Origin of the sequence: Micromonospora sp. WMMA1996, from assembly GCF_002573675.1 — a bacterium.
GTDB lineage: Bacteria > Actinomycetota > Actinomycetes > Mycobacteriales > Micromonosporaceae > Micromonospora > Micromonospora sediminicola.
The window spans coordinates 702,534-724,732 of the sequence record NZ_PDHU01000003.1 but is presented as its reverse complement, the minus strand read 5'-3'; the positions used below and the strand labels follow the sequence as shown (position 1 = coordinate 724,732).

The 22,199-nt window shown below is 73.5% G+C and carries 23 protein-coding genes, 1 tRNA gene and 1 pseudogene; 14 read left to right on the top strand and 11 right to left on the bottom strand.

Annotation, left to right across the window (positions count from 1 at the left end; translation table 11 throughout):
- Window positions 1–37 precede the first annotated feature (37 nt).
- A complete protein-coding gene (locus tag COO58_RS23050) occupies window positions 38–1,690 on the top strand; it encodes an alpha-amylase family protein (RefSeq protein WP_098747153.1) in 1,653 nt (550 codons plus the stop codon).
- A gap of 57 nt (window positions 1,691–1,747) precedes the next feature.
- A complete protein-coding gene (fabG, locus tag COO58_RS23045) occupies window positions 1,748–2,506 on the top strand; it encodes a 3-oxoacyl-ACP reductase FabG (RefSeq protein ID WP_091571079.1) in 759 nt (252 codons plus the stop codon).
- A gap of 22 nt (window positions 2,507–2,528) precedes the next feature.
- On the opposite strand, the gene COO58_RS23040 is transcribed toward fabG, so the two are convergent.
- On the bottom strand, window positions 2,529–2,945 hold the full coding sequence (locus COO58_RS23040; protein ID WP_091571083.1) for a hypothetical protein: 417 nt from the start codon (window positions 2,943–2,945) through the stop codon (window positions 2,529–2,531).
- Entirely contained in the window at window positions 2,938–3,333 is a 396-nt protein-coding gene (locus COO58_RS23035; protein ID WP_091571086.1) for a hypothetical protein, read from the bottom strand. Before COO58_RS23035 ends, COO58_RS23040 begins: the two co-directional genes overlap by 8 nt.
- 150 nt (window positions 3,334–3,483) lie before the next feature.
- Here COO58_RS23035 and COO58_RS23030 point away from each other — a divergent pair, with 150 nt between their 5' ends.
- The 7 genes and pseudogenes from COO58_RS23030 (at window position 3,484) to COO58_RS23005 (ending at window position 9,598) form a co-directional block, all read left to right on the top strand.
- The gene (locus tag COO58_RS23030; RefSeq protein ID WP_091571089.1) at window positions 3,484–4,380 is read left to right on the top strand and encodes a Gfo/Idh/MocA family protein; all 897 of its coding nucleotides are present in this window, start codon (window positions 3,484–3,486) and stop codon (window positions 4,378–4,380) included.
- A 44-nt stretch (window positions 4,381–4,424) separates the two neighbouring features.
- Window positions 4,425–4,547: a hypothetical protein gene (locus tag COO58_RS30970; protein ID WP_255292749.1), complete on the top strand. Its 123-nt coding sequence runs from the start codon at window positions 4,425–4,427 to the stop codon at window positions 4,545–4,547.
- A 394-nt stretch (window positions 4,548–4,941) separates the two neighbouring features.
- A pseudogene (gene erm / locus COO58_RS23025) lies at window positions 4,942–5,727 on the top strand (ErmE/ErmH/ErmO/ErmR family 23S rRNA (adenine(2058)-N(6))-methyltransferase); the annotation flags it as partial.
- A gap of 100 nt (window positions 5,728–5,827) precedes the next feature.
- The gene (gene sigK, locus COO58_RS23020; protein ID WP_091571097.1) at window positions 5,828–6,457 is read left to right on the top strand and encodes an ECF RNA polymerase sigma factor SigK; all 630 of its coding nucleotides are present in this window, start codon (window positions 5,828–5,830) and stop codon (window positions 6,455–6,457) included.
- A complete protein-coding gene (locus COO58_RS23015; RefSeq protein ID WP_098747150.1) occupies window positions 6,454–7,191 on the top strand; it encodes an anti-sigma factor domain-containing protein in 738 nt (245 codons plus the stop codon). Before sigK ends, COO58_RS23015 begins: the two co-directional genes overlap by 4 nt.
- A gap of 86 nt (window positions 7,192–7,277) precedes the next feature.
- Window positions 7,278–7,913, top strand: coding sequence for a fasciclin domain-containing protein (locus tag COO58_RS23010; RefSeq protein ID WP_098747148.1), 636 nt, complete (start codon window positions 7,278–7,280; stop codon window positions 7,911–7,913).
- A gap of 29 nt (window positions 7,914–7,942) precedes the next feature.
- The gene (locus COO58_RS23005) at window positions 7,943–9,598 is read left to right on the top strand and encodes a molybdopterin-dependent oxidoreductase (protein WP_098747146.1); all 1,656 of its coding nucleotides are present in this window, start codon (window positions 7,943–7,945) and stop codon (window positions 9,596–9,598) included.
- Window positions 9,599–9,613: 15 nt separating this feature from the next.
- On the opposite strand, the gene COO58_RS23000 is transcribed toward COO58_RS23005, so the two are convergent.
- Window positions 9,614–9,808 (bottom strand): DUF2795 domain-containing protein, encoded by a 195-nt coding sequence (locus COO58_RS23000; protein ID WP_091571113.1) that lies wholly within the window; start codon window positions 9,806–9,808, stop codon window positions 9,614–9,616.
- A 79-nt stretch (window positions 9,809–9,887) separates the two neighbouring features.
- Here COO58_RS23000 and COO58_RS22995 point away from each other — a divergent pair, with 79 nt between their 5' ends.
- Window positions 9,888–11,144, top strand: coding sequence for an erythromycin esterase family protein (locus COO58_RS22995; protein ID WP_091571117.1), 1,257 nt, complete (start codon window positions 9,888–9,890; stop codon window positions 11,142–11,144).
- Window positions 11,145–11,204: 60 nt separating this feature from the next.
- Here COO58_RS22995 and COO58_RS22990 read toward each other — a convergent pair whose 3' ends face one another.
- The 3 genes from COO58_RS22990 to COO58_RS22980 form a co-directional block, all read right to left on the bottom strand.
- Complete coding sequence (locus COO58_RS22990; RefSeq protein WP_098747144.1) at window positions 11,205–13,388, bottom strand: MMPL family transporter; 2,184 nt, start codon at window positions 13,386–13,388, stop codon at window positions 11,205–11,207.
- 34 nt (window positions 13,389–13,422) lie between these two features.
- The gene (locus COO58_RS22985; RefSeq protein WP_098747387.1) at window positions 13,423–13,968 is read right to left on the bottom strand and encodes a TetR/AcrR family transcriptional regulator; all 546 of its coding nucleotides are present in this window, start codon (window positions 13,966–13,968) and stop codon (window positions 13,423–13,425) included.
- Window positions 13,969–14,059: 91 nt separating this feature from the next.
- A complete protein-coding gene (locus COO58_RS22980; protein WP_218012413.1) occupies window positions 14,060–14,653 on the bottom strand; it encodes a PadR family transcriptional regulator in 594 nt (197 codons plus the stop codon).
- A gap of 55 nt (window positions 14,654–14,708) precedes the next feature.
- On the opposite strand from COO58_RS22980, the gene COO58_RS22975 reads away from it, so the two are divergent.
- Window positions 14,709–15,887 (top strand): NAD(P)/FAD-dependent oxidoreductase, encoded by a 1,179-nt coding sequence (locus tag COO58_RS22975; RefSeq protein WP_098747141.1) that lies wholly within the window; start codon window positions 14,709–14,711, stop codon window positions 15,885–15,887.
- Between the two features lies 1 nt (window position 15,888).
- Here COO58_RS22975 and COO58_RS22970 read toward each other — a convergent pair whose 3' ends face one another.
- Window positions 15,889–16,290 (bottom strand): helix-turn-helix domain-containing protein, encoded by a 402-nt coding sequence (locus tag COO58_RS22970; RefSeq protein ID WP_091571130.1) that lies wholly within the window; start codon window positions 16,288–16,290, stop codon window positions 15,889–15,891.
- Window positions 16,291–16,397: 107 nt separating this feature from the next.
- Here COO58_RS22970 and COO58_RS22965 point away from each other — a divergent pair, with 107 nt between their 5' ends.
- Both COO58_RS22965 and ligD read left to right on the top strand, forming a co-directional pair.
- Window positions 16,398–16,877, top strand: a complete 480-nt coding sequence (locus COO58_RS22965; protein WP_091571134.1) for a cupin domain-containing protein — start codon at window positions 16,398–16,400, stop codon at window positions 16,875–16,877.
- Window positions 16,878–16,933: 56 nt separating this feature from the next.
- On the top strand, window positions 16,934–17,893 hold the full coding sequence (gene ligD, locus COO58_RS22960) for a non-homologous end-joining DNA ligase (RefSeq protein WP_098747139.1): 960 nt from the start codon (window positions 16,934–16,936) through the stop codon (window positions 17,891–17,893).
- A 45-nt stretch (window positions 17,894–17,938) separates the two neighbouring features.
- On the opposite strand, the gene COO58_RS22955 is transcribed toward ligD, so the two are convergent.
- A tRNA-Arg gene (locus COO58_RS22955) sits at window positions 17,939–18,013 on the bottom strand.
- A gap of 74 nt (window positions 18,014–18,087) precedes the next feature.
- Window positions 18,088–18,783 carry a winged helix-turn-helix domain-containing protein gene (locus tag COO58_RS22950; RefSeq protein ID WP_091571142.1) on the bottom strand — a complete coding sequence of 232 codons (696 nt, stop codon included), beginning with the start codon at window positions 18,781–18,783 and terminating at the stop codon, window positions 18,088–18,090.
- 1,200 nt (window positions 18,784–19,983) lie between these two features.
- Here COO58_RS22950 and COO58_RS22945 point away from each other — a divergent pair.
- Window positions 19,984–20,535: a hypothetical protein gene (locus tag COO58_RS22945; RefSeq protein WP_098747137.1), complete on the top strand. Its 552-nt coding sequence runs from the start codon at window positions 19,984–19,986 to the stop codon at window positions 20,533–20,535.
- 54 nt (window positions 20,536–20,589) lie between these two features.
- Here COO58_RS22945 and COO58_RS22940 read toward each other — a convergent pair whose 3' ends face one another.
- On the bottom strand, window positions 20,590–21,264 hold the full coding sequence (locus COO58_RS22940) for a DUF305 domain-containing protein (RefSeq protein WP_091571150.1): 675 nt from the start codon (window positions 21,262–21,264) through the stop codon (window positions 20,590–20,592).
- 10 nt (window positions 21,265–21,274) lie between these two features.
- Window positions 21,275–22,111 (bottom strand): DUF3105 domain-containing protein, encoded by an 837-nt coding sequence (locus tag COO58_RS22935; RefSeq protein ID WP_091571154.1) that lies wholly within the window; start codon window positions 22,109–22,111, stop codon window positions 21,275–21,277.
- Window positions 22,112–22,199 lie beyond the last annotated feature (88 nt).

Sequence of the window (22,199 nt, the reverse complement as noted above, 5' to 3'; positions counted from 1 at the left end):
GTTTGCCGGATCGGGCGTTCGGAGAAGTAGTTGCCGCATGGGTGACAGGTGGTATCAGGAGGCGGTCGTCTACTGCCTCGACGTGGACACGTACGCGGACTCCGACGGCGACGGGGTGGGTGACTTCCAGGGCCTGATCGGGCGACTGGACTACCTGGCCCGGCTGGGAGTGACCTGCCTCTGGCTGAACCCGATCCACCCCTCGCCGAACAAGGACGACGGGTACGACGCGACCGACTTCTACAACGTCGACCCGCGCCTCGGCACCCTGGGCGACTTCGCCGAGCTGCTGCACCAGGCGCAGAACCACGGCATCCGGGTGATCATCGACCTGGTGGTCAACCACACCTCGGACCAGCACCCCTGGTTCCAGTCCGCCCGGTCCTCACCGGACTCGCCCTACCGCGACTGGTACGTCTGGTCCGACCACGAGCCGGACGACCGGCACCAGGGCATGGTGTTCCCGGGCGAGCAGCACGAGACGTGGACCTACGACCGCACCGCCAAGGCCTGGTACTACCACCGCTTCTACAAGTTCCAGCCGGACCTCAACATCGAGAACCCGAAGGTCCGCGCGGAGATCAAGAAGATCACCTCGTTCTGGCTCCAGCTCGGCGTCTCCGGCTTCCGGATGGACGCCGTGCCGTTCATCATCGAGAAGACCGAGCCGGGCAACCCGAACGCGCCCAAGGACTTCGACTTCCTCACCGACCTGCGCCAGCACGTGCAGTGGCGCCGGGGTGACGCGGTCCTGCTGGCCGAGGCGAACGTCGAGCCGGACCAGTTGCCGGTCTACTTCGGCGACGGCAGCGGCTCGGGCAACCGGATCCACATGCTCTTCGACTTCATGCTCAACGGCCGGCTGATGCTCGCCCTCGCCCGGGAGGACCCGGAGGCGATCATCGACGCGCTGCGCGACACCCCGAAGCTGCCCACCGGCGGCCAGTGGGCGACGTTCCTGCGCAACCACGACGAGATCGACCTGTCCCGCCTCACCGCCGACCAGCGCAAGGACGTGCTGGCGAAGTTCGGGCCGGACGAGAACATGCAGCTCTACGGCCGGGGCATCCGCCGCCGCCTCGCCCCGATGCTCGGCAACGACCGGCGGCACATCGAACTGGCGTACGCGCTCCAGTTCTCGCTGCGCGGCACGCCGGTGCTGCGCTACGGCGAGGAGATCGGAATGGGGGAGGACCTGGCGCTGGACGGCCGGGACGCGATCCGCACCCCGATGCAGTGGTCGTACAAGGAGAACGCCGGCTTCTCCACCGCCGAGCCGGAGAAGCTGGTCCGACCGGTGATCGACAAGGGGGACTTCGGCTACCAGCAGGTCAACGTCACCGTCCAGCGCAAGGACCCGCGTTCGCTGCTGGGCTGGTTCGAGCGGATGATCCGCACGCTGCGGGAGGCGCCGGAGATCGGCTCCGGCAGCACCGCCCACATCGACGTGCCGATGCCGCCCGGCGTGCTCGCGCACCGCGCCGACGGGCGTACCGGGACCATGGTCTTCCTGCACAACCTCGGCACCGAGGACGTGGAGATCGACCTGAGCACGCTGGCCCCGGAGGCGGACCTGCCGATCGACGTGCTGACCGACCGCAACTACGAGGACGTCGGCAAGCTCGACCGACTCAAGCTCGCCGGCCACGGCTACCGCTGGATCCGGCTCTGTCGGGGCCGGGACCTCTGATCGCGGCGCGCGCGGGTTAGGCTCCTTCGATCGACCCCAAGTTACCGGGAGGTAATCATGTCGGAGGAGCCCCGCGTCGCCATCGTGACCGGAGCCGCGCGCGGTATCGGCGCGGCCACCGCCCGCCGGCTGGCGGCCGACGGCATGGCCGTCGCCGTGGTCGACATCGACGAGTCCGCCACCAAGGAGACCGTTGACGCCATCGGCTCGGCCGGTGGCCGGGCCCTCGGCGTCGGCGCCGACGTCTCCGACCGGGCCCAGGTCGAGGCCGCCGTGGAACGGATCGCCGCCGAACTGGGCGCCCCGACCGTGCTCGTCAACAACGCCGGCGTGCTCCGGGACAACCTGCTGTTCAAGATGACCGACGTCGACTGGGACACGGTCATGGGCGTGCACCTGCGCGGCGCCTTCCTGTTCAGCCAGGCCGCGCAGAAGCACATGGTCGAGCGCAAGTGGGGTCGGATCGTCAACCTCTCCAGCACCTCGGCGCTGGGCAACCGGGGGCAGGCGAACTACTCGGCCGCCAAGGCCGGCCTCCAGGGCTTCACCAAGACGCTGGCGATCGAGCTGGGTCCGTTCGGGGTGACCGTCAACGCCGTCGCGCCGGGCTTCATCGTCACCGACATGACCGCGGCCACGGCAGCACGGATGAAGGTCGACTTCGAGGCGCTCCAGCAGCACGCCGCCGCCGAGATCCCGGTACGCCGCCCCGGCCGTCCGGAGGACGTCGCGCACACCATCTCGTTCCTGGCCAGCGAGGGCGCGTCGTTCGTCTCCGGCCAGGTCATCTACGTCGCCGGCGGCCCGAAGGACTGACCGCTGCCCGGCGCGGCCCCGCTCAGGCCGGGTCGCGCCGGGTGCGCCAGAGCCAGAACAGGCCGAGCGCCGGCAGCACCAGCGGGATGTAGCCGTAGCCGCTGCCGAAGTCCGACCACACCGTCTCGTCCGGGAACAGCTCGGGGTCGGCGATGCTCAGCACGCCGACCGCGAGGACCCCGACCAGCTCGACCGAGCAGCAGGCCAGCGCCACCCGGCGGCCGGCGTGCCCGGCGCGGGCCAGCCCGACCGCCGCCACGATGTAGATCAGCGCGGCCAGCGCGGAGAGCAGGTACGCCACCGGCGCCTCGTCGAACTTCGTGGCGATCTGCAGCCCGGCCCGTGAGGTCGCGGCGATGGCGAACAGGATGTAGACCGCGATCAGCAGCCGGCCCGGCCCCCGGTTGGTGGCGCGTTCCGGCGCCCGGGTCTCAGCCACCGACGACCTCCCAGGTCTGCTGCAGCCGGACCACGACGACCGGCGTCACCAGGCAGATCGCGCAGACGATCGCGGAGCCCCACCGGGTCGGCTCCATCCGGGCCAGCACCCAGGCCAGCGGCGGCAGGCAGACCAGCGTCACCAGATAGCCGAAGAACGCGCCCGGCTCGCCCGGCCGGTCGCCCCCGCCGAGCGCGACGAGCGCCACCACGGTCAGCGCGAGCAGCGCCACCTCCAGCACGGCCAGGCCGATGAACTGGAGCCGGTCCGGCGGCTGTCGGCGCACGGCGGCCACCAGGGCCCAGACCGCGACCACCAGCGAGAGCACGATCGGGATCGTGGCGAGGATCCCGTCCACCGGCGAGGCGGAGGCCGCGGCGCTGGTCATCGACGCTGTGTCGTTCACCGGCCCAGTCTACTAATCCGTGTAGTAGCGGCTCTCCCGCCGGGTCGGGGCGCGCCGGGCGGGTCGGGCGACTAGCGTGGATCACGGCCCCGGGCGTACGCCGGGGGCCGACGACGACGGCAGGGGGTCGGGGTGCGGTTCGGGTTGTTCGGCACCGGTCACTGGGCGGCGGAGACGCACGCCGCGGCCATCGACGCGCATCCGCGGGCGCGACTGGCCGGCGTGTGGGGGCGCAACCCGGCGAAGGCGGAGGAGCTGGCCACCCGGCACGGCGTGCCGGCCTTCACCGAGGTCGACGCGTTGCTCGACGCCTGCGACGCGGTCGCCGTGGCGCTCCCGCCCGACGTGCAGGCCGACATCGCCGTCCGGGCCGCCACCGCCGGGCGGCACCTGCTGCTGGACAAGCCGCTCGCGCTCGGCCTGGCCGACGCCGACCGGGTGGTCGCCGCCGCCCAGGCGTCGGGGGTGGCCTCGGTGGTCTTCTTCACCCAGCGCTTCCACCCGAACGTCACCGGCTTCCTCGCCTCGACCGCCGCCGCCGGCGGCTGGCAGCACGCGCGGGCCACCATGTTCGCCTCGATCTACCAGCCCGGGAACCCGTACGGCGACTCGCAGTGGCGGCGGGACCGGGGTGCGCTCTGGGACATCGGCCCGCACGCGCTGTCGCTGATCCTGCCGGTGCTCGGTCGGGTCACCCGGGTCGCCGCGATGGACGGGCCGAGTGGTCTGGTGCACCTGCTGCTCACCCACGACGGCGGCGCGACCAGCTCGCTCTCGCTCACCCTGGACGCGCCGGCCGAGGCGGTCGCCCGGGACTTCGTCTTCTTCGGCGAGAACGGCACCGAGACCGTCCCGCCCGGTGACGGCAGCGTGCTCCAGGCGTTCGGCACCGCGCTGGACCAGCTGCTGGAGGAGGTCGACGCGGGCACCCGGGACCACCGCTGCGACGTGCGCTTCGGTCGCGAGGTGGTGGCGGTGCTCGACGCGGCGGAGACCGCCCGGGCCCAGGGCCGCACGGTCGACCTCTGAAAATCCCGTCGCGGGCGGGACGACCCGCCGTTAGCCTGGCCGGCATGTTCACGCATGCCCTGATCGACGTGGCCGCCGCGCCGGCCGCGTGGGGGCTCCTCCTGGTCGCCCGCCCGCGGGTCCGGCGCCCGGCCCTGGCCGGCCGGGACGCCCACCGCCGCGCCTGACCCCACCACCGGCCCCCCGAGCCCTCCCCGGCTCGGGCACCTGCCGGTCGCGCCACCTCGGCGAGGTGGCGGCGTCAGGCCCGTCCGATCGCGCCACCTCGCCGAGGTGACGGCGTCAGGCCCGTCCGATCGCGCCACCTCGCCGAGGTGACGGCGTCAGGCGGTCACGGACCACCCCACCTCGCCGAGGTGGCGTGGTGGTCCGGCCGGTCCGCGTCCCGACCACTCTCCAGGGTCGTCCGAGTCCCGATCCGCTCGGACCGCCCGACCGATCCACGCCGGCTCGACCTGAGCCGACGGCCTCCGGCACGTCCGCGAGGCCCGCCAGCTCCGACGTGGACACCCGCGCAGCGGTCCGTACCCGTCGCCGTCCGGCGACAGACAGGACGAACCCGTGGCGCCCCGCCGACCCACCGCACGCGACCGGTCCCGTCGCGTACTGTCCCAGAACTTCCTCGCCGACCCGGCCGCCGTCGCGCGGATGGTCCGGGCGGTCCGGCCCGAACCGGACGACCTGCTGCTGGAGGTGGGCGCCGGACGTGGACAGCTGACCCGGCCGCTCGCCGCGCGCTGCGGCCGGCTGGTCGCCTACGAGGTCGACCCGACCGTGCTGCCGGAACTGGCGGCGACCTGCGCGCCGCTGCCGCACGTCGAGATCCGGGCGGCCGACTTCCTGGCCGCGTCGCCGCCCGACCAGCCGTTCTCGGTCGCCGGCAACATCCCCTGGTCACTGACCGCGGCGGTGGTCCGGTGGTGTCTCGACGCGCCCGGACTGCGGGCCGCGACCCTGCTCACCCAGCTCGACTACGCCCGCAAGCGCGCCGGTGACCACGGCCGGTGGAGCCGGCTGACGGTGTCCACCTGGCCGGAGCACCACTGGCGGCTGGCCGGGCGGGTACCTCGGAACGCGTTCCGGCCGGTGCCGGCCGTGGACGGTGGCATCCTGCGCCTGGAGCGCCGCACCGTGCCGCTGCTCGCGCCGGACGCGCTGCCCGCGTACCGGCGGATGGTGGAGCTGGGGTTCGGCGGCGTCGGCGGCTCGCTCGCGGCGTCGCTGCGCACCGCTCATCCCGGCCGTCGGGTGGACGGGGCGCTGCGCGCCGCCCGGGTCGCGCCGGACACCCCGGTCGGGCTGGTCTGGCCCGAGCAGTGGCTGGTGCTGTTCCGGCTGCTGCACGCGAGCGACAGCGGCCGGAGCGGGAAACCCCGCCCATCCGGGACGGCCCCGGCTCCGAATGCCTACCGTGCTGGCAGACGGAGCGGACGGAAGGCGGGACCGGATGACCCACGGCGACAGCGCCGGTGACGTGCCGGGGCGGTCGAGGCTGCACGCGCTGTCCCCGGCCGCCCCGGACCCGGGGGTCGAGGCCGACGACCTGTTGCGGGCGGTGGCGCGCGGCGACGAGGCCGCGTTCGAACGGCTCTACGGCATCGTCTCGCCCCGGGTCTACGGCCTGGCCCGGCGGGTGCTGCGGGATCCGGCCCAGGCCGAGGAGGTGGCCCAGGAGGTGCTGGTGGAGGTGTGGCGCACCGCCGCGCGCTTCGACCCGGCCCGGGGCTCGGCGACCGCCTGGGTCCTCACCATCGCCCACCGCCGCGCGGTGGACCGGGTGCGGTCGGAACAGGCGGGTGCCGAACGCGCCCGTCGGGTCGCCGCCGGTTCCCGGGAGACGCCGTACGACGAGGTGGCCGAGGAGGCGGCGGCGCGGCTGGAGCGGCAGCAGGTGCGGCGCTGCCTGGACGTGCTGACCGAGGTGCAGCGCGAGGCGATCACGCTGGCCTACTACGGCGGACACAGCTACCGCGAGGTGGCCGGCCTGCTGGATGCCGCGCTGCCGACCGTCAAGACCCGCATGCGGGACGGGCTGATCCGTCTCCGCGACTGCCTGGGAGTGGAGCTGAGCCGATGACCGACATCCACGCGCTCGCCGGGGCGTACGTGCTCGACGCGGTGGACGACGTCGAGCGGGCCGCGTTCACCCGGCACCTGGAGAACTGCGAGAGCTGCGCGCTGGAACTGGCCGAACTGCGCGAGACGGTCGCGCGGCTGGCCGACCCGACCTGGTCGGTGCCGCCGCCCACGTTGCGCGCGGCGGTGCTGGCGGAGATCCGGCGCACCCCGCAGGAGCGGCCCGGCCGGGCGGGTCGCGCGGAGCCGCCCCGGGCCGGGGCCTGGCGGCGCCGGGTGGCTGTCGCGGCCGCCGCCGTGCTGCTGGCCGGCGGCGCGGGCGCGGCCACCTGGGCGGCCCAGGAGCAGCGGGTACGCGACGCTCGCACCGAGGCCGGCGCGGCCCGGGACGAGGTGGGCCGGATCCGGGCGGTGCTGGCCGCCCCGGACGCGGTCGTCCGCGGCGCCACCGCGCCGGCCGGTGGCCGGGTGACAGTGGTCGCGTCGGCGAGCCGGGACGAGGGGGTGGCGTTGCTGGAGGGGCTGGCCGCGCCGGCGCCGGGGCGGGCCTACCAGCTCTGGCTGATCGAGGGCGCCACGGCCACCTCGGCCGGGGTGCTGCCGTCCGGGCAGGGCGCCGGCACCCGGCTGCTGGTGGGCGTACGCGGCAAGGGGTCCTTCGGGGTGACCGAGGAGCCGGCGGGCGGGTCGACGCGGCCGAGCACGACGCCGCTGGTGGCGTTCGCGCTCACCTGATCTTTTCCGTACCGGACCCATCCGCGCGGCGATCCGCGCCGAATCCCTTCCAGACCGACAGTTCACCACTTGAAGGGATTCACCCGATGCGCCCTGTGAAGCTCACCGCCGTCGCCCTCGCCGCCACGCTCGGCCTCGGACTCGCCGCCTGCGGCGGGGACGGCGAGGACAGCGGCGCCGCCGCGCCGGCCGGCAGCGCCCCGATGAGTTCCGCGCCGGCCAGCAGCGCCCCGGCGATGGCCGACGGTCAGTTCGGACCCGGCTGTGCCGCGGTGCCGACCGACGCGTCGAACCCCGGCAGTTTCGCGGCCATGGCCAAGGTGCCGGTGGCGACCGCGGCGTCCGGCAACCCGGTGCTGAGCACGCTGGTCACCGCCGTCAAGCAGGCCGGACTGGTCGACTCGCTGAACAGCGCCCCCGGGGTGACGGTCTTCGCGCCGACCAACGACGCCTTCGGCAAGCTGCCCAAGGCCGATCTGGACAAGGTCCTCGCCGACAAGAAGATGCTCACCGACGTGCTGACCTACCACGTGGTGGAGGGGCGACTCAGCCCGGACCAGCTCGCCGGCACGCACAAGACGCTCCAGGGCGGCGAGGTGACGGTCGCCGGCAGCGGTACCGAGTTCACCGTGAACGGCGCCTCGACGGTCGTCTGCGGCAACGTGCAGACCGCCAACGCCACCGTCTACATCGTCGACTCCGTGCTGATGCCGAAGTCCTGACCCGGACCGGCCGGTGAGGGGAGGAACCGATGATCCGCCGCACCTCGGCGGCCGCCGGGACGGGGCTGCTCGCGGCGGCCGCCGGGGTGGCGGTCGCGGAACTGCTCGCCACCGCCGTCCGGCCACAGGCGGCACCCCTGGTCGCGGTCGGCGGCGCCGTCGTGGACGGCGCGCCGACCCCGGTCAAGGAGTGGGCGGTGCGCACCCTCGGCACCTACGACAAGCCGCTGCTCCTGGGCGGGATCGCGGTGGCGGTGATCGTGCTGGCCGCGCTGACCGGCGTCGCCGCCCGCCGTCGCCCGACGCTGGGCCTGCTCGGTCCGGCGGTGCTCGGGATCGCCGGCGCCGCCGCCGCCCTGAGCCGCCCCGACGCCCGCCCGGCCGACGCCCTGCCGGCCCTGGCCGGCGCCGCCGTGGCCGCCGCCCTCCTGCGCTGGCTGCCGCTGCCCGGCCTGCCGGCCGCCCCGGGCGCCGCACCCGACCCCGTGGGGGTGGGCCGGGCGGCGTCCGGGGCCGACGCGTCCGGTGCGGGCGCGTCCGGGGCCGACGCGTCCGGGGCCGACGCGGCCGGTTCGGGCGCGGCCGGTTCGGACCCGACCGGTGCGGGCGCGGTCCGTTCCCGCCGCCGGGCGGCGACGCGGCGGGCGGTGCTGCGCAACTCCGCGCTGGTGGCGGTCGGGACCGCCCTGGCCGGGGCCGGCACGGTCGCGCTGCGCCGGTGGAACCTGGCCGACGCCACCCGCGCCCGGGACGCCGTCCGGCTGCCCGCCCCGGCCTCGCCGGCCCGTCCGCTGCCCGCCGGGGTGGGGCCGGGGTTCCGCACGCCGACCACGGACTTCTACCGGGTGGACACCGCGCTGACCGTGCCGCGGCTGGACGTGGACGCCTGGCGACTGCGGCTGCACGGGATGGTGGAGCGGCCGGTCGAGCTGACCTTCGCCGACCTGCTCGACCGAGGGCTGATCGAGCGCGACGTCACGCTGAGCTGTGTGTCCAACGAGGTCGGTGGCCCGTACGTGGGGACCACCCGGTGGCTCGGCGCGCCGCTGGCCCCGCTGCTGCGCGCCGCCGGCATCCGGGCCGGCGCCGACCAGCTGGTGGCCCGCTCCGACGAGGGGATGACCATCGGTACGCCGATCGCCACCCTCCTCGACGGACGGGACGCCATGCTCGCGGTGGGCATGGACGGCGCACCGCTGCCGTTCGCGCACGGCTTCCCGGTCCGGATGCTCACCCCCGGCCTGTACGGCTACGCCGGGGCGTGCAAATGGGTCACCGAGCTGGAGGTGACCACCTTCGACGCGTTCGACGCGTACTGGGTGCGGCGGGGCTGGGCCCGGGAGGCGCCGGTGAAGACGGCGTCGCGGATCGACCGGCCCGCGCCGTTCGCCCGACTTCCCGCCGGTCCGGTGACCGTGGCCGGCGTGGCGTGGGCCCAGCACCGGGGCATCGCGGCGGTGGAGGTCTCGGTGGACGACGGCCCGTGGCGGACGGCGGAGCTGCTGCCCACCGCCTCCTCCGACACCTGGGTCCAGTGGCGGTTCGCCTGGTCCGCCCCGGACGGCCCGCACCGCCTGCGGGTACGCGCCACCGACGGCACCGGCGCGCCGCAGCCCGAGGACCGCCGCCCACCGTTCCCCGACGGCGCCACCGGCCACCACACCGTCGCGGTCACGGTGCGGTGAGAGGCGGGCTCCCGCTCAACGGGTCACGACGACGAGCGCCTCGCCCAGCTCCGCCGGCGTGCCGAACTCCTCGGCCGGCAGCGTCCGCAGCGTCTGGAGCGTCTCGGTGCTGGCGCCGTTCTCCTGGGCCCACCGGACCAGGTCCTCCCGGGAGACCGGGTAGTCGAGCCCGGCCAGGAACTCCTGCAACTGCGCGCCGCTGACGGTCATGCCGCGCGGCTACCCGCTGGGCGGGTCGGCATGCCCCGGGGCGCCGGTTTGCCCCGACCGGTCCCGGGTAGCCGCGGGCATGCTGGTACAGCGGCTCGGCGCGCCGAGCGACTTCGACCCGTTGCTGGAACGCGTCCGGGACGCCCGCATCGTGATGATCGGCGAGGCGACGCACGGCACCTACGACTACTACCGGTTGCGGGAGCAGGTGACCCGGCGCCTCATCGCCGAGCAGGGGTTCGACTTCGTGGCGGTCGAGGGGGACTGGCCGGACTGCGACCGGGTGCACCGGTCCGTGGTGGGTGCGCCGGGCGGACTGGCCGACCCGCTGGTCGCGCTGGAACGGTTCGAACGCTGGCCCACCTGGATGTGGGCGAACGCCGAGGTGGCCCGCTTCTGCCGCTGGCTGCGGGCCTGGAACCTGGAGCGGTCGGAGGGGGAACGGGCGGGATTCCACGGCCTCGACGTCTACTCCCTCTGGGAGTCGATGCAGGCCATCTTCGACTACCTGGGCGAGGAGGACCCGGCGTCGCTGGAGGCGGCCCAGGAGGCCTACCGCTGCTTCGAGCCCTACGGCAAGCAGGTCGAGGAGTACGGGATGGCCAGCCGGTTCGTCTCCGCACGCTGCGAGGAGGAGGTGGTCCGGCTGCTGGCGCGTACCCGGGAACAGGCCGCCGCGGACGGCCCGGACCGCTTCTCGGCCTGGCAGAACGCGGAGGTGGTGGCCGGCGCGGAGCGCTACTACCGGGCCATGGTCGGCGGCGGGCCGGAGTCGTGGAACGTCCGGGACATCCACATGGCGGACACGCTGGACCGGCTGCTCGACCGCTACGGCCCGGACGCGCGCGGCGTCGTCTGGGCCCACAACACGCACGTCGGGGACGCCCGGGCCACCGAGATGGCGGCGGACGGCATGGTGAACATCGGTCAGCTCGCGCGGGAACGGCACGGCCGGGACGCGGTGGCGCTGATCGGTTTCGGCAGTTATAGGGGCACCGTGGTCGCCGCGCCGCGCTGGGGCTCGCCGGCCGAGACGATGGTGGTGCCGCCGGCCCGCGAGGGGTCGGTCGAGCGCCGGCTGCACGAGCTGATGCCGGACCGGGCGGTGCTGGTCTTCGGCGGGGAGGACCAGCCGGAGTGGGTGACCGGCGAGGTCGACCACCGGGCCATCGGCGTGGTGTACGACCCGAGCTTCGAGTCCTGGGGCAACTACGTGCCGACCCGGCTCGGTGAGCGGTACGACGCGTTCGTCTGGTGCGACGAGACGACCGCGCTGCACCCGCTGCCGGCGCTGGTGACGCCGGGCGAGATGGAGACGTACCCGGCCGGTGTGTGAGGTGGGGCGTTAGGAGGGGCCCCCTGTTATGCGCCAGGCGTTAACAGGGGGCCCCTCCTTTCACCTCACCTCGGCGGGCTCGCGCTCGGCGAGGTGGGCGCGCAGGCCCTCGCCCTCGACGTCCACGTTGGGCAGGATCCGGTTCAGCCAGCGCGGCAGCCACCAGGCGGCGTTGTTCAGCAGCGACATGACCGCCGGGACGATGGTCATCCGGACCACGAACGCGTCGATGGCGACGCCGATCGCGAGCGCGAAGCCCATCGACTTGATGATCGGGTCCTCCAGGAAGACGAAGCCGCCGAACACCGAGATCATGATCAGCGCTGCGGCGGTGACCACCCGGGCGCCGTGGCCCATCCCGTTGATGGTGGCCTGACGCGCGGTGTCCCCGTGCACGTAGTCCTCGCGCATCCGCGAGACCAGGAAGACCTCGTAGTCCATGGCCAGGCCGAACAGGATGCCGATGAGCAGGATCGGCAGGAAGCTGACCAGCGGGGCCGGGGTGTCCAGACCGACCAGGTCGGCCAGGTGGCCCTGCTGGAACACCGCGACCGTGATGCCGAACGTGGCCGCCACGGTGAGCAGGAAGCCCAGCGCCGCCTTCACCGGCACCAGGATCGACCGGAACACCAGCATCAGCAGCAGCACGGACAGGCCCACCACCAGCAGCAGATAGACCGGCAGCGCGTCGGAGAGCTTCTCCGACACGTCGATGCCGATCGCGGTGACGCCGGTGAGCAGCACCTCCGCGTTCTGGATGCCGCCGACCTGCTCGCGGATGTCGTGCACGACCGTCTCGGTCGCCTCGTCGGTCGGCCCGGTCTTCGGGATCACGCCCAGCAGCGCGGTACGGCCGGACGGGTCGAGCTGCGGCGGGGCCACCGCCAGCACCCCGTCGGTCTTCTGGATCAGCGCGGTGACCTGCGGCACGGCCGCCTGGGTGGCCTGCGGGGAGTCGGCCGTCACGACGACCGCGAGCCGGCCGGTGAAGCCGGGGCCGAAGCCCTCCTGGATCAGGTCGTTGCTGACCCGGGCCGGGGTGCCCTCGGCGGCGGCGGACGCGTCCGGCAGGGCCAGGCGCATGTCCTGGGCGGGGATCGCGAGCAGCCCGAGGCCGAGCAGGCCGACCAGGATCACCGGGATGCGGAACCGGGTCACCCAGTGCGCCCAGCGGAACCCGAAGCCGGACCGGTCCTCCGAGCCGGTGCCCGGATCCGCGACCGCCTCCCGGTTGCGCAGCTTGCGCGGCAGCACCTTGCGGCCGGCGAAGCCGAGCAGCGCCGGGGCCAGGGTGATCGCCACCAGCACGGCCACGGTGACGGTGCCGGCGGCGGCCAGGCCCATCACGGTGAGGAACGGAATGCCCACCACGGCCAGGCCGGCCAGGGCCACCACGACGGTCGCGCCGGCGAAGACCACGGCGGAGCCGGCGGTGCCGACCGCCCGGCCGACGGCCTCCTCGGGGGAGAGCCCGTCGAGCAGGTTCTGCCGGTGCCGGGAGGTGATGAAGAGCGAGTAGTCGATGCCCACCGCGAGGCCGAGCATCAACGCCAGGATCGGGGCGGTGCTGGTCAGCTCGACCGCGCCACTGAGCGCGAACAGGCCGGCCATGCCGACGCCGACGCCGATCAGTGCGTTCAGCATGGTCATCCCGGCCGCGACCAGCGAGCCGAACGTGATGATCAGAACGACCGCCGCGACCAGCACGCCGATGGCCTCGGTCGAGCCGACCTCCGGCTCGGCGTTGAGCACCTCGCCACCGGGGGCGACCTGCCAGCCCTGCGCCTCGGCCTGCGCGCCGACCTTCTCGTACGCGTCGCGCTGCTCGGTCGTGACGTCGTCCGCCCGGCCGGCGAACTGCACCTGGATCAGCGCGTACCGGCCGTCGGGGGTGAGCGCCCGGGCCTGGTACGGGTCGACCGCGCCGACCACGCCGGGCAGCGTGGCCGCCTCCTGGGTGAGCTGCCCGACCACCGCCTGGCCGGCCGGGGTGGTGAGCGCACCGTCCTGAGGTGCCTTGACCGCGATGGTGCCGGTCGCGCCGCTCGCCGCCGGGAAGCGGTCGGCGAGCAGGTCGATCGCCTTCTGCGACTCGGTGCCCGGCATGGTGAAGTTGCTCGCCGTCGGGCCCTTCAGCGTGGCCGCGGCCAGGCCGAGACCGACGAGTACGACGAGCCAGACGACGGCGACGAGTCGCCGCCGGCGCAGGGATGCCCGGCCGAGCCGGTACAGCAGGGTCGCCATGGACCTTCCTTCGTCCTCGGGTTGGACAGTGCAATCAGGTGGTGGGTTCGAGCGCGCGGTGCGCCACGGCGAGCAGCGCGGGTCGCAGCTCCTCGTCGCGGATGTCCAGGAACTCGCCGCAGGTCTCGGCGATGCCGGCGAGGACGACCAGCGCGGCGACCCGGGCCGCCGGCCGGTCGGAGAAGCCGGCGAAGGCGGCGACCAGCCGTTCGGAGATCTGCTGGATGTGCGCGAACGCCGGCTGCTGGAGCAGGTCCGGGAACTCGCCCCGGAGCAGCGCGATCTCCCGGCGGAAGCGGACCGCCAGGTCGACGAAGCCCTCCGCGGCGACCCGCTGGGCGTCCGCCCCGGTGCGTCCGGCGAGGCGGGTGTCGAGTTCCTCCAGCACCGCGATGGCCGGGGCCATCAGCTCGCAGAGCAGGGCGTCCTTGCTGGCGAAGTGATAGAGCACGGTGGCCTTGGAGCAGCCCACCTCGCGGGCGATGTCCTGCAACGAGGTGCCCTTGTAGCCGGTGACGGCGAACCGACGGGCCGCCGCGGTGAGCAGCTCGTCGTGGGTGGCCGGGGTCGCGCGTGCCATGTCCTCCAGCATGCCTGACCGATCGGTCAGTACCTGACCGATCGGTCAGACGGAAGACGTGGTCTTCGCCACAGCGCCGCGTCGTCGCAGGTCAGGTGGCCGGCGCTCCGGTCCAATCGGCGAGCCAGTCGCCCGACCAGGTGAGCGCGCCCGACCGCAGGTCGGCCACCAGGCCGCGTACCCAGTCCAGTTCGGTGCGGAGCAGGGCGAGCTGGTACTCGTCCTCGACCAGGAAGAGTCGGGGCAGGTCGACCGCGCCCAGCGCCGCCTCGCGTTCGCGCAGGCGCGCCTCGATCGCGTCGGCCCGCTGGTCGAGCCGCCGGGCCGCCTCCTCCGGCGGCAGGATGGGCAGGAAGGACAGCGCGGCGGGGAACTCGGGGAACTCCCGCGCGGGGGTGGCGAGCGCCTCGGCGAGCCAGGCGTCGAGGGCGCGGCGACCGGCCGGGGTGAGCGCGTACACGGTCCGTTCCGGCCGGCCCTCCGCGCGCGTCGTCTCCGCCACCCGGATCAGCTCGTCCCGGCGCAGCCGCTCGATGGCCTGGTAGATGCTGTTGCGCTGCGCGACGTTGACCACGTCCTGCTTCTCCCGCTCCCGGACGAGCTGCTGCATCCGGTACGCGTGCATCGGCTCCTCGACCAGGAGGGCCAGCACCATCATCGCCAGCGGCGAGCGACGAGCCGTCATGTGCCCACCCTAGGTGACCCTGTTCTCCTTTAGTCATTCTATGTATAGTCATCACATGACTAAAGCGCTCGTCGTCGGCGCGGGACTGGCCGGTCCCGTCGCCGCCATGGCACTCCTGCGCGCGGGGATCGACGCGGTCGTCCACGAGGCGTACGAGCGGGACGCGGTCGGGGTGGGCGCGTTCCTCACGCTCTCGGTCAACGGGCTGGACGCGCTGCGCGCCGTCGGGCTCGACGACCTGGTCGCCGGGCTCGGGCATCCCACGCCGCGGATGGTCATGCACAACCACCGGGGGCGCCGGCTCGCCGCGTTCGACGCGGCGGGCAGCCGCACGGTCGGCCGCTCCGACCTCTACCGCGCGCTGCGGGACGAGGCGCTGAGCCGGGGCGTCGAGTTCGTCCACGGATCCCGGCTGACCGGTGCCACGCCGACCGGGGGCGGGGTGACCGCCCGGTTCGCCGACGGTCGTACCGACCACGGCGACCTGCTGGTCGGCGCCGACGGACTGCGGTCCCGGGTCCGCACGCTCATCGACCCGGCCGCCCCCGCGCCGCGCCGGGTGCCACTGCTCAACGCCGGCGGGTTCGCCCGCGGGCTGCGCCTGCCCGACGAGCGCGGCACCATGCAGATGATGTTCGGCCGACGCTGCTTCTTCTGCTGGATCGTGGTGGGGGAGGACGAGGTGTGGTGGTTCGCCAACCCGCCCCAGCCGGTCGAGCAGAGCCGGGAGCAGCTCGCCGCGGTCGGCCCGGCGGAGGCCCGGTCCCGGCTGCACGCGCTGCTCGCCGACGACCCCGGGCCGGCGGCGGCGATCCTCGACCACACCTCGCGGATCGAGTACGGCTGGCCCACGTACGACCTGCCCTCGGTGCCGGTCTGGCACCGGGACCGCATGGTCGTGATCGGCGACGCCGCGCACACCGCCGCGCCCTCCTCGGGGCAGGGTGCGGCGATGGCCTTCGAGGACGCCGTCCAGCTCGCCCGCTGCCTGCGCGACCTGCCGGACGTGCCGGCCGCGTTCGCGGCGTACGAGCGGCTGCGCCGCGCTCGGGTGGAGCGGGTGGTCGCGCAGGGGCGGCGGACCAGCACCGCCAAGGTGGCCGGCCCGGTCGGACGCCTGGTCCGGGACCTGGGCATGCCGGTGTTCGCCCGTCTCCTGGCGCGCAACGGGGGCGCCGCGCAGGCCTGGCTCTTCGACCACCACATCGAGTGGGCCGAGCGGGTCCGGGCCTGACTCAGCCCGCCGGCGTGCCGTGCTCCCGGTCGTACGCCGTCCGGGCCGCGCTGATCGCCTCCCGGTGCCGCTCGGCCCAGCGGGTGAGGGCGACCAGCGACTCGTACAGCTCCCGGGCCATCGGGGTGGCGGTGTACTCGACCTTCGGCGGCACGGTGGGGTGCACGTGCCGGACGAGCAGGCCGTCGCGCTCCAGGTTGCGCAGGGTCAGCGTGAGCATCCGCCGGCTGATCCCCTCCACCCGCCGCTCCAGCTCGGTGAAGCGGACCGGACCGGTCGAGGCGGCGATCAGGATGCCGATGCTCCACTTGCCGCCGACCCGGTCCAACGCCTCCCGCACGGTGCAGGCCCGGGCCTGGTCCGCCGCGCCGGGCCCACACCGGTTCGCCTGTTCCTCACGCACGCCCTCATCGTCACAGGCCGGAGGCCCGGTGACAAAGCGCGCGGGACGGGGCGGCGGCCCGAGGGAAACGGACGTACGGTCGGGATTCCACCGGCAGAGGAGGGACCGTGACGTATCCACCGCCGCGTTACACCGGGGACCGGGGCGAGACGACCGCGACGTTCCGAACGGCCGGGCACCCGCCGGAACTGGTCCACACCGGCGGCGGCTCGGCCGGCTACCTCGCCACCGGGGCGACCACCAACGGCCAGTTCGGGCTCTACCGCTGGGAGATGGGTCCGCAACCGTCGGGCCCGGCCCCGCACTTCCACCGGTCCATCTCGGAGTCCTTCTTCATCCTCGCCGGCACCGTGCGCATCTACGACGGCCGCCGCTGGATCGACGCGGAGCCCGGCGACTTCGTGCACGTCCCCGAGGGCGGGGTGCACGCGTTCCGCAACGAGTCCGGCGAGCCCGCGTCGATGCTGCTGCACTTCGCCCCCGGCGCGCCCCGGGAAGGCTACTTCGAAGGGCTGCGCGACCTCGCCGACCGCAGCGAGGAGGAACGGGCCGAGTTCTTCCTGCGACACGACACGTTCTGGGTCTGACCGCCGGCGACCGTGTCGGGGTTGCCGAGACGGGCCCGGCCCGGGAAGGTGGGCGGATGGCCGCCGCTGACGAGACCCGGGCCGGGGTGTCGCTGACCAACCTGGACCAGCCGCTGTTCGACGGGGCGGGCGCGACCAAGCGTGACCTGGTCGACTACCTCGACGCGGTGCACGGGCGGATCCTGCCGGAGCTGCGGGACCGGCCGCTGTCGGTGCTGCGGGTGCGGCCCGGGCAGGAGCCGTTCATGCAGAAGAACCTGCCGAAGTACACGCCGGACTGGGTGCGCCGCACCGACGTCTGGGCGGAGGCGTCGCACCGGCGCATCGCGTACGCCCTCTGTGACGATCGGCGGACGCTGCTCTGGTTCGCCAACCAGCGGGCGGTGGAATACCACCCGACACTGGCCCACGCCGGTCAGCCCGAACACCCCACCCATCTGGTGCTCGACCTGGACCCGCCGGAGGGCGACTCCTACCCGGCGGCGGTCCGGGTCGCGCTGCTGGTGCGGCAGGCGCTCACCGACGCCGGCCTGGCCGGCGCGGTGAAGACCAGCGGGGCCAAGGGCCTGCACGTGATCGTGCCGGTGGATCCGGCCACCACGGCCGAGGAGGCCGCCGCCGCGACCCGGGCGCTCGCGGCCCGTACCGAACGGCTCGACCCGGCGCTGGCCACCACCGCGTTCATCGTGGCCGACCGCGGCGGCCGCGTCTTCGTCGACTCCACCCGGGCGTACGGGGCGACGGTGGTGGCCGCCTACAGCCCTCGGATCCGGCCCGGCACGCCGGTGTCGTACCCGGTCGGTTGGGCCGACCTGGAGTCGGCGACGCCGGCCGACTTCACCGTGCGGACCGTGCCCGGCCTGCTGGGGGAGCGGGACCCGTGGGCGGAGGCGCTGCCCGCCCCGCAGCGGCTGCCGGCCGACCTGGTCGCCGAGGGGCGCACCATCCCGGTGGCCCGGGTCCAGGCGATGCACGAGGGCAAGCGGCGGGCGAAGGCGCGGCGCGAGGCGGGCTGACCACACGCGAAAGCCCGGGCACTCTGGCCCGGGCCTCGACGTGTCTGGTGCCCCCGGCAGGATTCGAACCTGCGCCCCCGCCTCCGGAGGGCGGTGCTCTATCCCCTGAGCTACGGGGGCTCAGCGACCCGAGAAGAGTAGCAAACCCCTCCCCGGATCACCGAATCGGTATCCCGCGAGTCGATCTTCGCCGGTCAGGCGGCGGCGACGGCGCGACCGCAGCTCGGCAGCGGGTGCAGCACGATCCGACGGGGCAGCCGCCGGGGCCACTCGTTGCGCGGCCAGGAGCCGTCCACGATGAGGTGCACCGTACGCTCCTCGGCCCCGCTCAACCGCAGGACGAAGTCCCGGGGCAGCGGCGGGTCCACCGAGGGCGTGGTGACCATGAACCGTACCCGTCCCCGGGACGACACCGCCGACACCACGTCCGCGGCCGGCATGGTGCCCCGCAGGCGCACCCGGCCGATCCAGTAGACCTCCGCGGCGTGCTCCTGGGCCGCCCGGGTGATCGCCGGGTACTCGCTGCGTACCCAGCGTTCGACCGCGCCGACGCAGAGACCGCAGGCGCGCTCGCGCGGTTCGCGCGGCCCCAGACCCCAGGCCCGCAGGTACGCCCCGACGAGGCCGGTGTCCATGCTCAGCCCGAACCGACGCTCGACGAGAGTGGTCAGGCTCTGGCGCGTCCAGAGCTCCTCGTCGATGCCGAACTCGTCGGGGTGGACCCCCCGCAGTACGTCGATCAGTTCGAGTTCCTGTTCGCGGCTGAGCGTTCCCGGCTCGCCCTGCCGCAGTCCGCGACGGACGGCTGCCACCGCCCCGTCACCGCCGATGGTGTGGCGTCGGCACCAGCTGGTCACCGACCGCCCTGCGTCTCTGAGTGCAACCCCCACGTCCTGCGCAACGAGCCCGAATCGCAACTGGTCACGATATGTATGGAGAAACTTCTCAGAGCACCGCAATGACCCGTTAACCCCAAAACGTTACAAAGCGGCATATCCGACATACCGCGCGCGTCGTTCCCGGTGATCAAGGGGTTTGTGTCGGCGCCGAGGGCCTCAGCCGACCCAACTTCCTTGGTCACCCCGCTGCCCGGCATGCACGGCGGGCAGCGGGCAGCCGGTTGGTGGGCGGCCGCAATGCACCTGGGTTGTTCCACCGGCGAGGTTGGCGGTCGGTGGTGAAGCGGGGCTGGTGTCTCCCGGCCGGGACACACCCGTGGCGTTCCACTCGTGGGGCTGCCGTGCGCTGGGTGAAACGGGATGGGTGTCTCCCGGGCCGGGATGCACCCATGGCGTTCCACTGGCCGGGTTGGCATTCGCTGGGTGGCGCGTCATGGGTGTCTCCCGGACCGGGATGCACCCATGACGTTCCACCGACGGGGCTGGCGGGCGCTGGGTGGAACGTCATGGGTGTCTCCATGGCCGGGATACACCCACGGCGTTCCACCGACGGGGTTGGCGGCCGCTGGGTGGATCGTCATGGGTGTCTCCATGGCCGGGATACACCCACGGCGTTCCACCGACGGGGTTGGCGGCCGCTGGGTGGAACGCCCATGGGTGTCTCCGCGGCCGGGATGCCCCCATGGTGTTCCACCGACGGGGTTGGCGGGCGCTGGGTGGAACGTCATGGGTGTCTCCGCGGCCGGGATGCCCCCATGGTGTTCCACTGGCCGGGTTGGCGGCCGCTGGGTGGAACGTCACGGGTGTCTGCGGGTGTCCGGATGCACCCGTGGGCTTTCACCCGGGCGCCTGGGATGCGAGTGGGGTGTCCGGTTCGGTGGTGGTGGGCGGCACCCCGGGCGCGGAATCGGCGGCGGGTCGGCGGCGTTGTAGACGGGTGAACGACCGAGCAGGCGAACACCCCCCGAGCCGCCCCCGCCCCCGGCGGAATGACGGCAGGCCGCCGGTCGTTACACATCATCCCGGCGCCGCGTGCAGGCCCCCCGCCCCGCGAGCCAGCCGGACACCCCGGCCCCCGTGAGCCGGCCCCCAGCCCTCACGAGCCAGCCGGATCCCCCTTCAAGACTTCTCGCGCGCCTGACGGTGCCCACACCCCCCCGGGTGTGTTGACCCCCGAATGGAGCCCTCCTCATGAACACGATCCTGCGCAAGAGCATCCTCGGTATCGCTGGCCTGGCCTTCACCGGTGGCGTGTTCGCCGGTCCGATCGCCGCCCACACCGACACCCCCGCCCACGCCGCCGCCAAGCCCGTCGCGGTCGCCACCGTGCAGGGCGAGCAGTCGACCATCACCCTGAACGACGAGCAGACCGCCAACGCCAAGGCGATCATCGCCGCCACGAAGAAGGCCGGCCTGCCCGAGCGGGCCGCGGTCATCTCGATCGCCACCGCCCTGCAGGAGTCGAAGCTGGAGAACCTCGGCCACCTCGGCGACAAGAATGACCATGACTCGCTGGGCCTGTTCCAGCAGCGCCCCTCCTCCGGTTGGGGCACGCCGGAGCAGATCACCGACCCCGAGTACTCCACCCTGGCGTTCCTCAAGGGCCTGAAGCAGGTCGACGGCTGGGACAAGATGCCCCTGACCGACGCCGCCCAGACCGTCCAGGTCTCCGCCTACCCCGACGCCTACGCCCAGTGGGAGAAGCAGGCCACCGACATCGTGAACCAGCACTGGACCAAGTAAGACCAACGCGAAAGGCCGGCATCCCGAACCCGGGGTGCCGGCCTTTCGCGTCTGTTACGGGGTGCCGCCCAGGCGCTTCAGCGCGGCGCTGAGGTTGGTCAGGTCGTTCTGCTGCGTGTTCTTCATGGTCTGGGCGACCGCGAGCACGTCGTCGTCGTGCCCCTCGGCCAGGATGCCGTCGATCATGTGCACGCCGCCGATGTGGTGCCGGATCATCATGTTCAGGAAGAGCAGGTCGAACTCGCGTCCGGTCGCCGCCTTCAGCTTCGCCATCTCCTCGGGGGTGGCCATGCCGGGCATCAGCCCGTTCTTCACCAGCCCGGCCCCGTCCGGCATCCACGCCATCGCCGGCTGGTCACCGGTCGGGTCCAGCTTCCAGGAGCGCAGCCACGTCTGCATGGTGCCGATCTCGCCCTGCTGGCCGGTGGCGATGTCGACGCCGACCTGGCGGACCTCCGCGTCCTGCCCCTGGCGGAACGCCAGCAGGCCCATGGCCACCGCCTGGTTGTGGTGCGCGGTCATGTCCCGGGCGAAACCGGCCTCGGCCGAGTTGTCCCCCGGGCGGGTGAGCGTCGGCGTGAGCAGGCCGCCGGCGTACCCGAGCAGGAGCCCGACCACGATGGCGGCGGCCACGGCCAGCAGGCCGTAGCGGCGTACCGCCGGCCGGCCGCCCTCGTCGGTGGCCGGTGCCTCGTCGAGCTCGCTGTCGGTGGTCACCGGAGCGGTCATCGCGGCGTCCTTACTGGGTCGGCTGCTCGGGCATGTTGTTCTGCAGGTTGTCCCGCGGGGTGGTGCCGGTGGCGGTGACGCCCTGGTCGCAGAGGGCGTTCGGGCCCTCGATCGAGGCGTTCACCCGCAGCGTCTTGATGAAGTCGTCGATCCGGCTGTCGTCGGCGTTGTCGACCTTGAGCTGGAAGCCCCAGGCCTGCAACGAGATCGGCTTGTCCAGCCCCTCGTACGGGCTGAGCATCAGCTTCTCCTTGCCCTGCACCTTGCTCTTGAGCTTCTCCACCTGGTCGGCGGGCAGGTCCGGGCGGTAGGTGATCCAGACGGTGCCGTGCTCCAGGCTGTGCACCGCGTGCTCGTTGGCGATCGGGGCGTCGTAGACGTCACCCATGCAGTTCTGCCAGGCCTGGTTGTGCGGGCCGGCGACCGGCGGGGAGACGTCGTACTTGATCGCGCCGGGCTGGTGGTTGCCGCCCTTGACCAGGTCCTTGTCCTTCTTGCGGAAGTCGACCATGCCGTTGATGGCGTCCGCCCGCTTCTGCCACGGCTGGGCGCCCTGGTAGACGGCCCAGGCGCCGATGCCGATGATGCCGACGGCCAGCACGCCGACCGCGACGAACAGGGCGATCGGACCCCACGAGCGACCCTGGCTCACCTTCACCGGGGTGACCGGCTTGCGGCCCTTGCCCCCGGCGCCCGGCCGTGGCGTGCCCTTGCCGCCCCCGGCCTTGCCCGCGCCGGCCTTCGCGGCGGGCTTGTCGCCGGCCGCCGGACGGCCTGCGGCCGGCTTCTTGCCGGTGCTGACCACGGTGGGACGGCGCTCCGGGCCGCCCGGGGTGCTGATGCTCATCGTGCCTCGTCAGGTCGGTCGGTCAGGGGGACCGCGGGGCCGGTTCACATGCTGGGTCGCCTCCGCGGTGCCCGAGTCTACCCCCGAT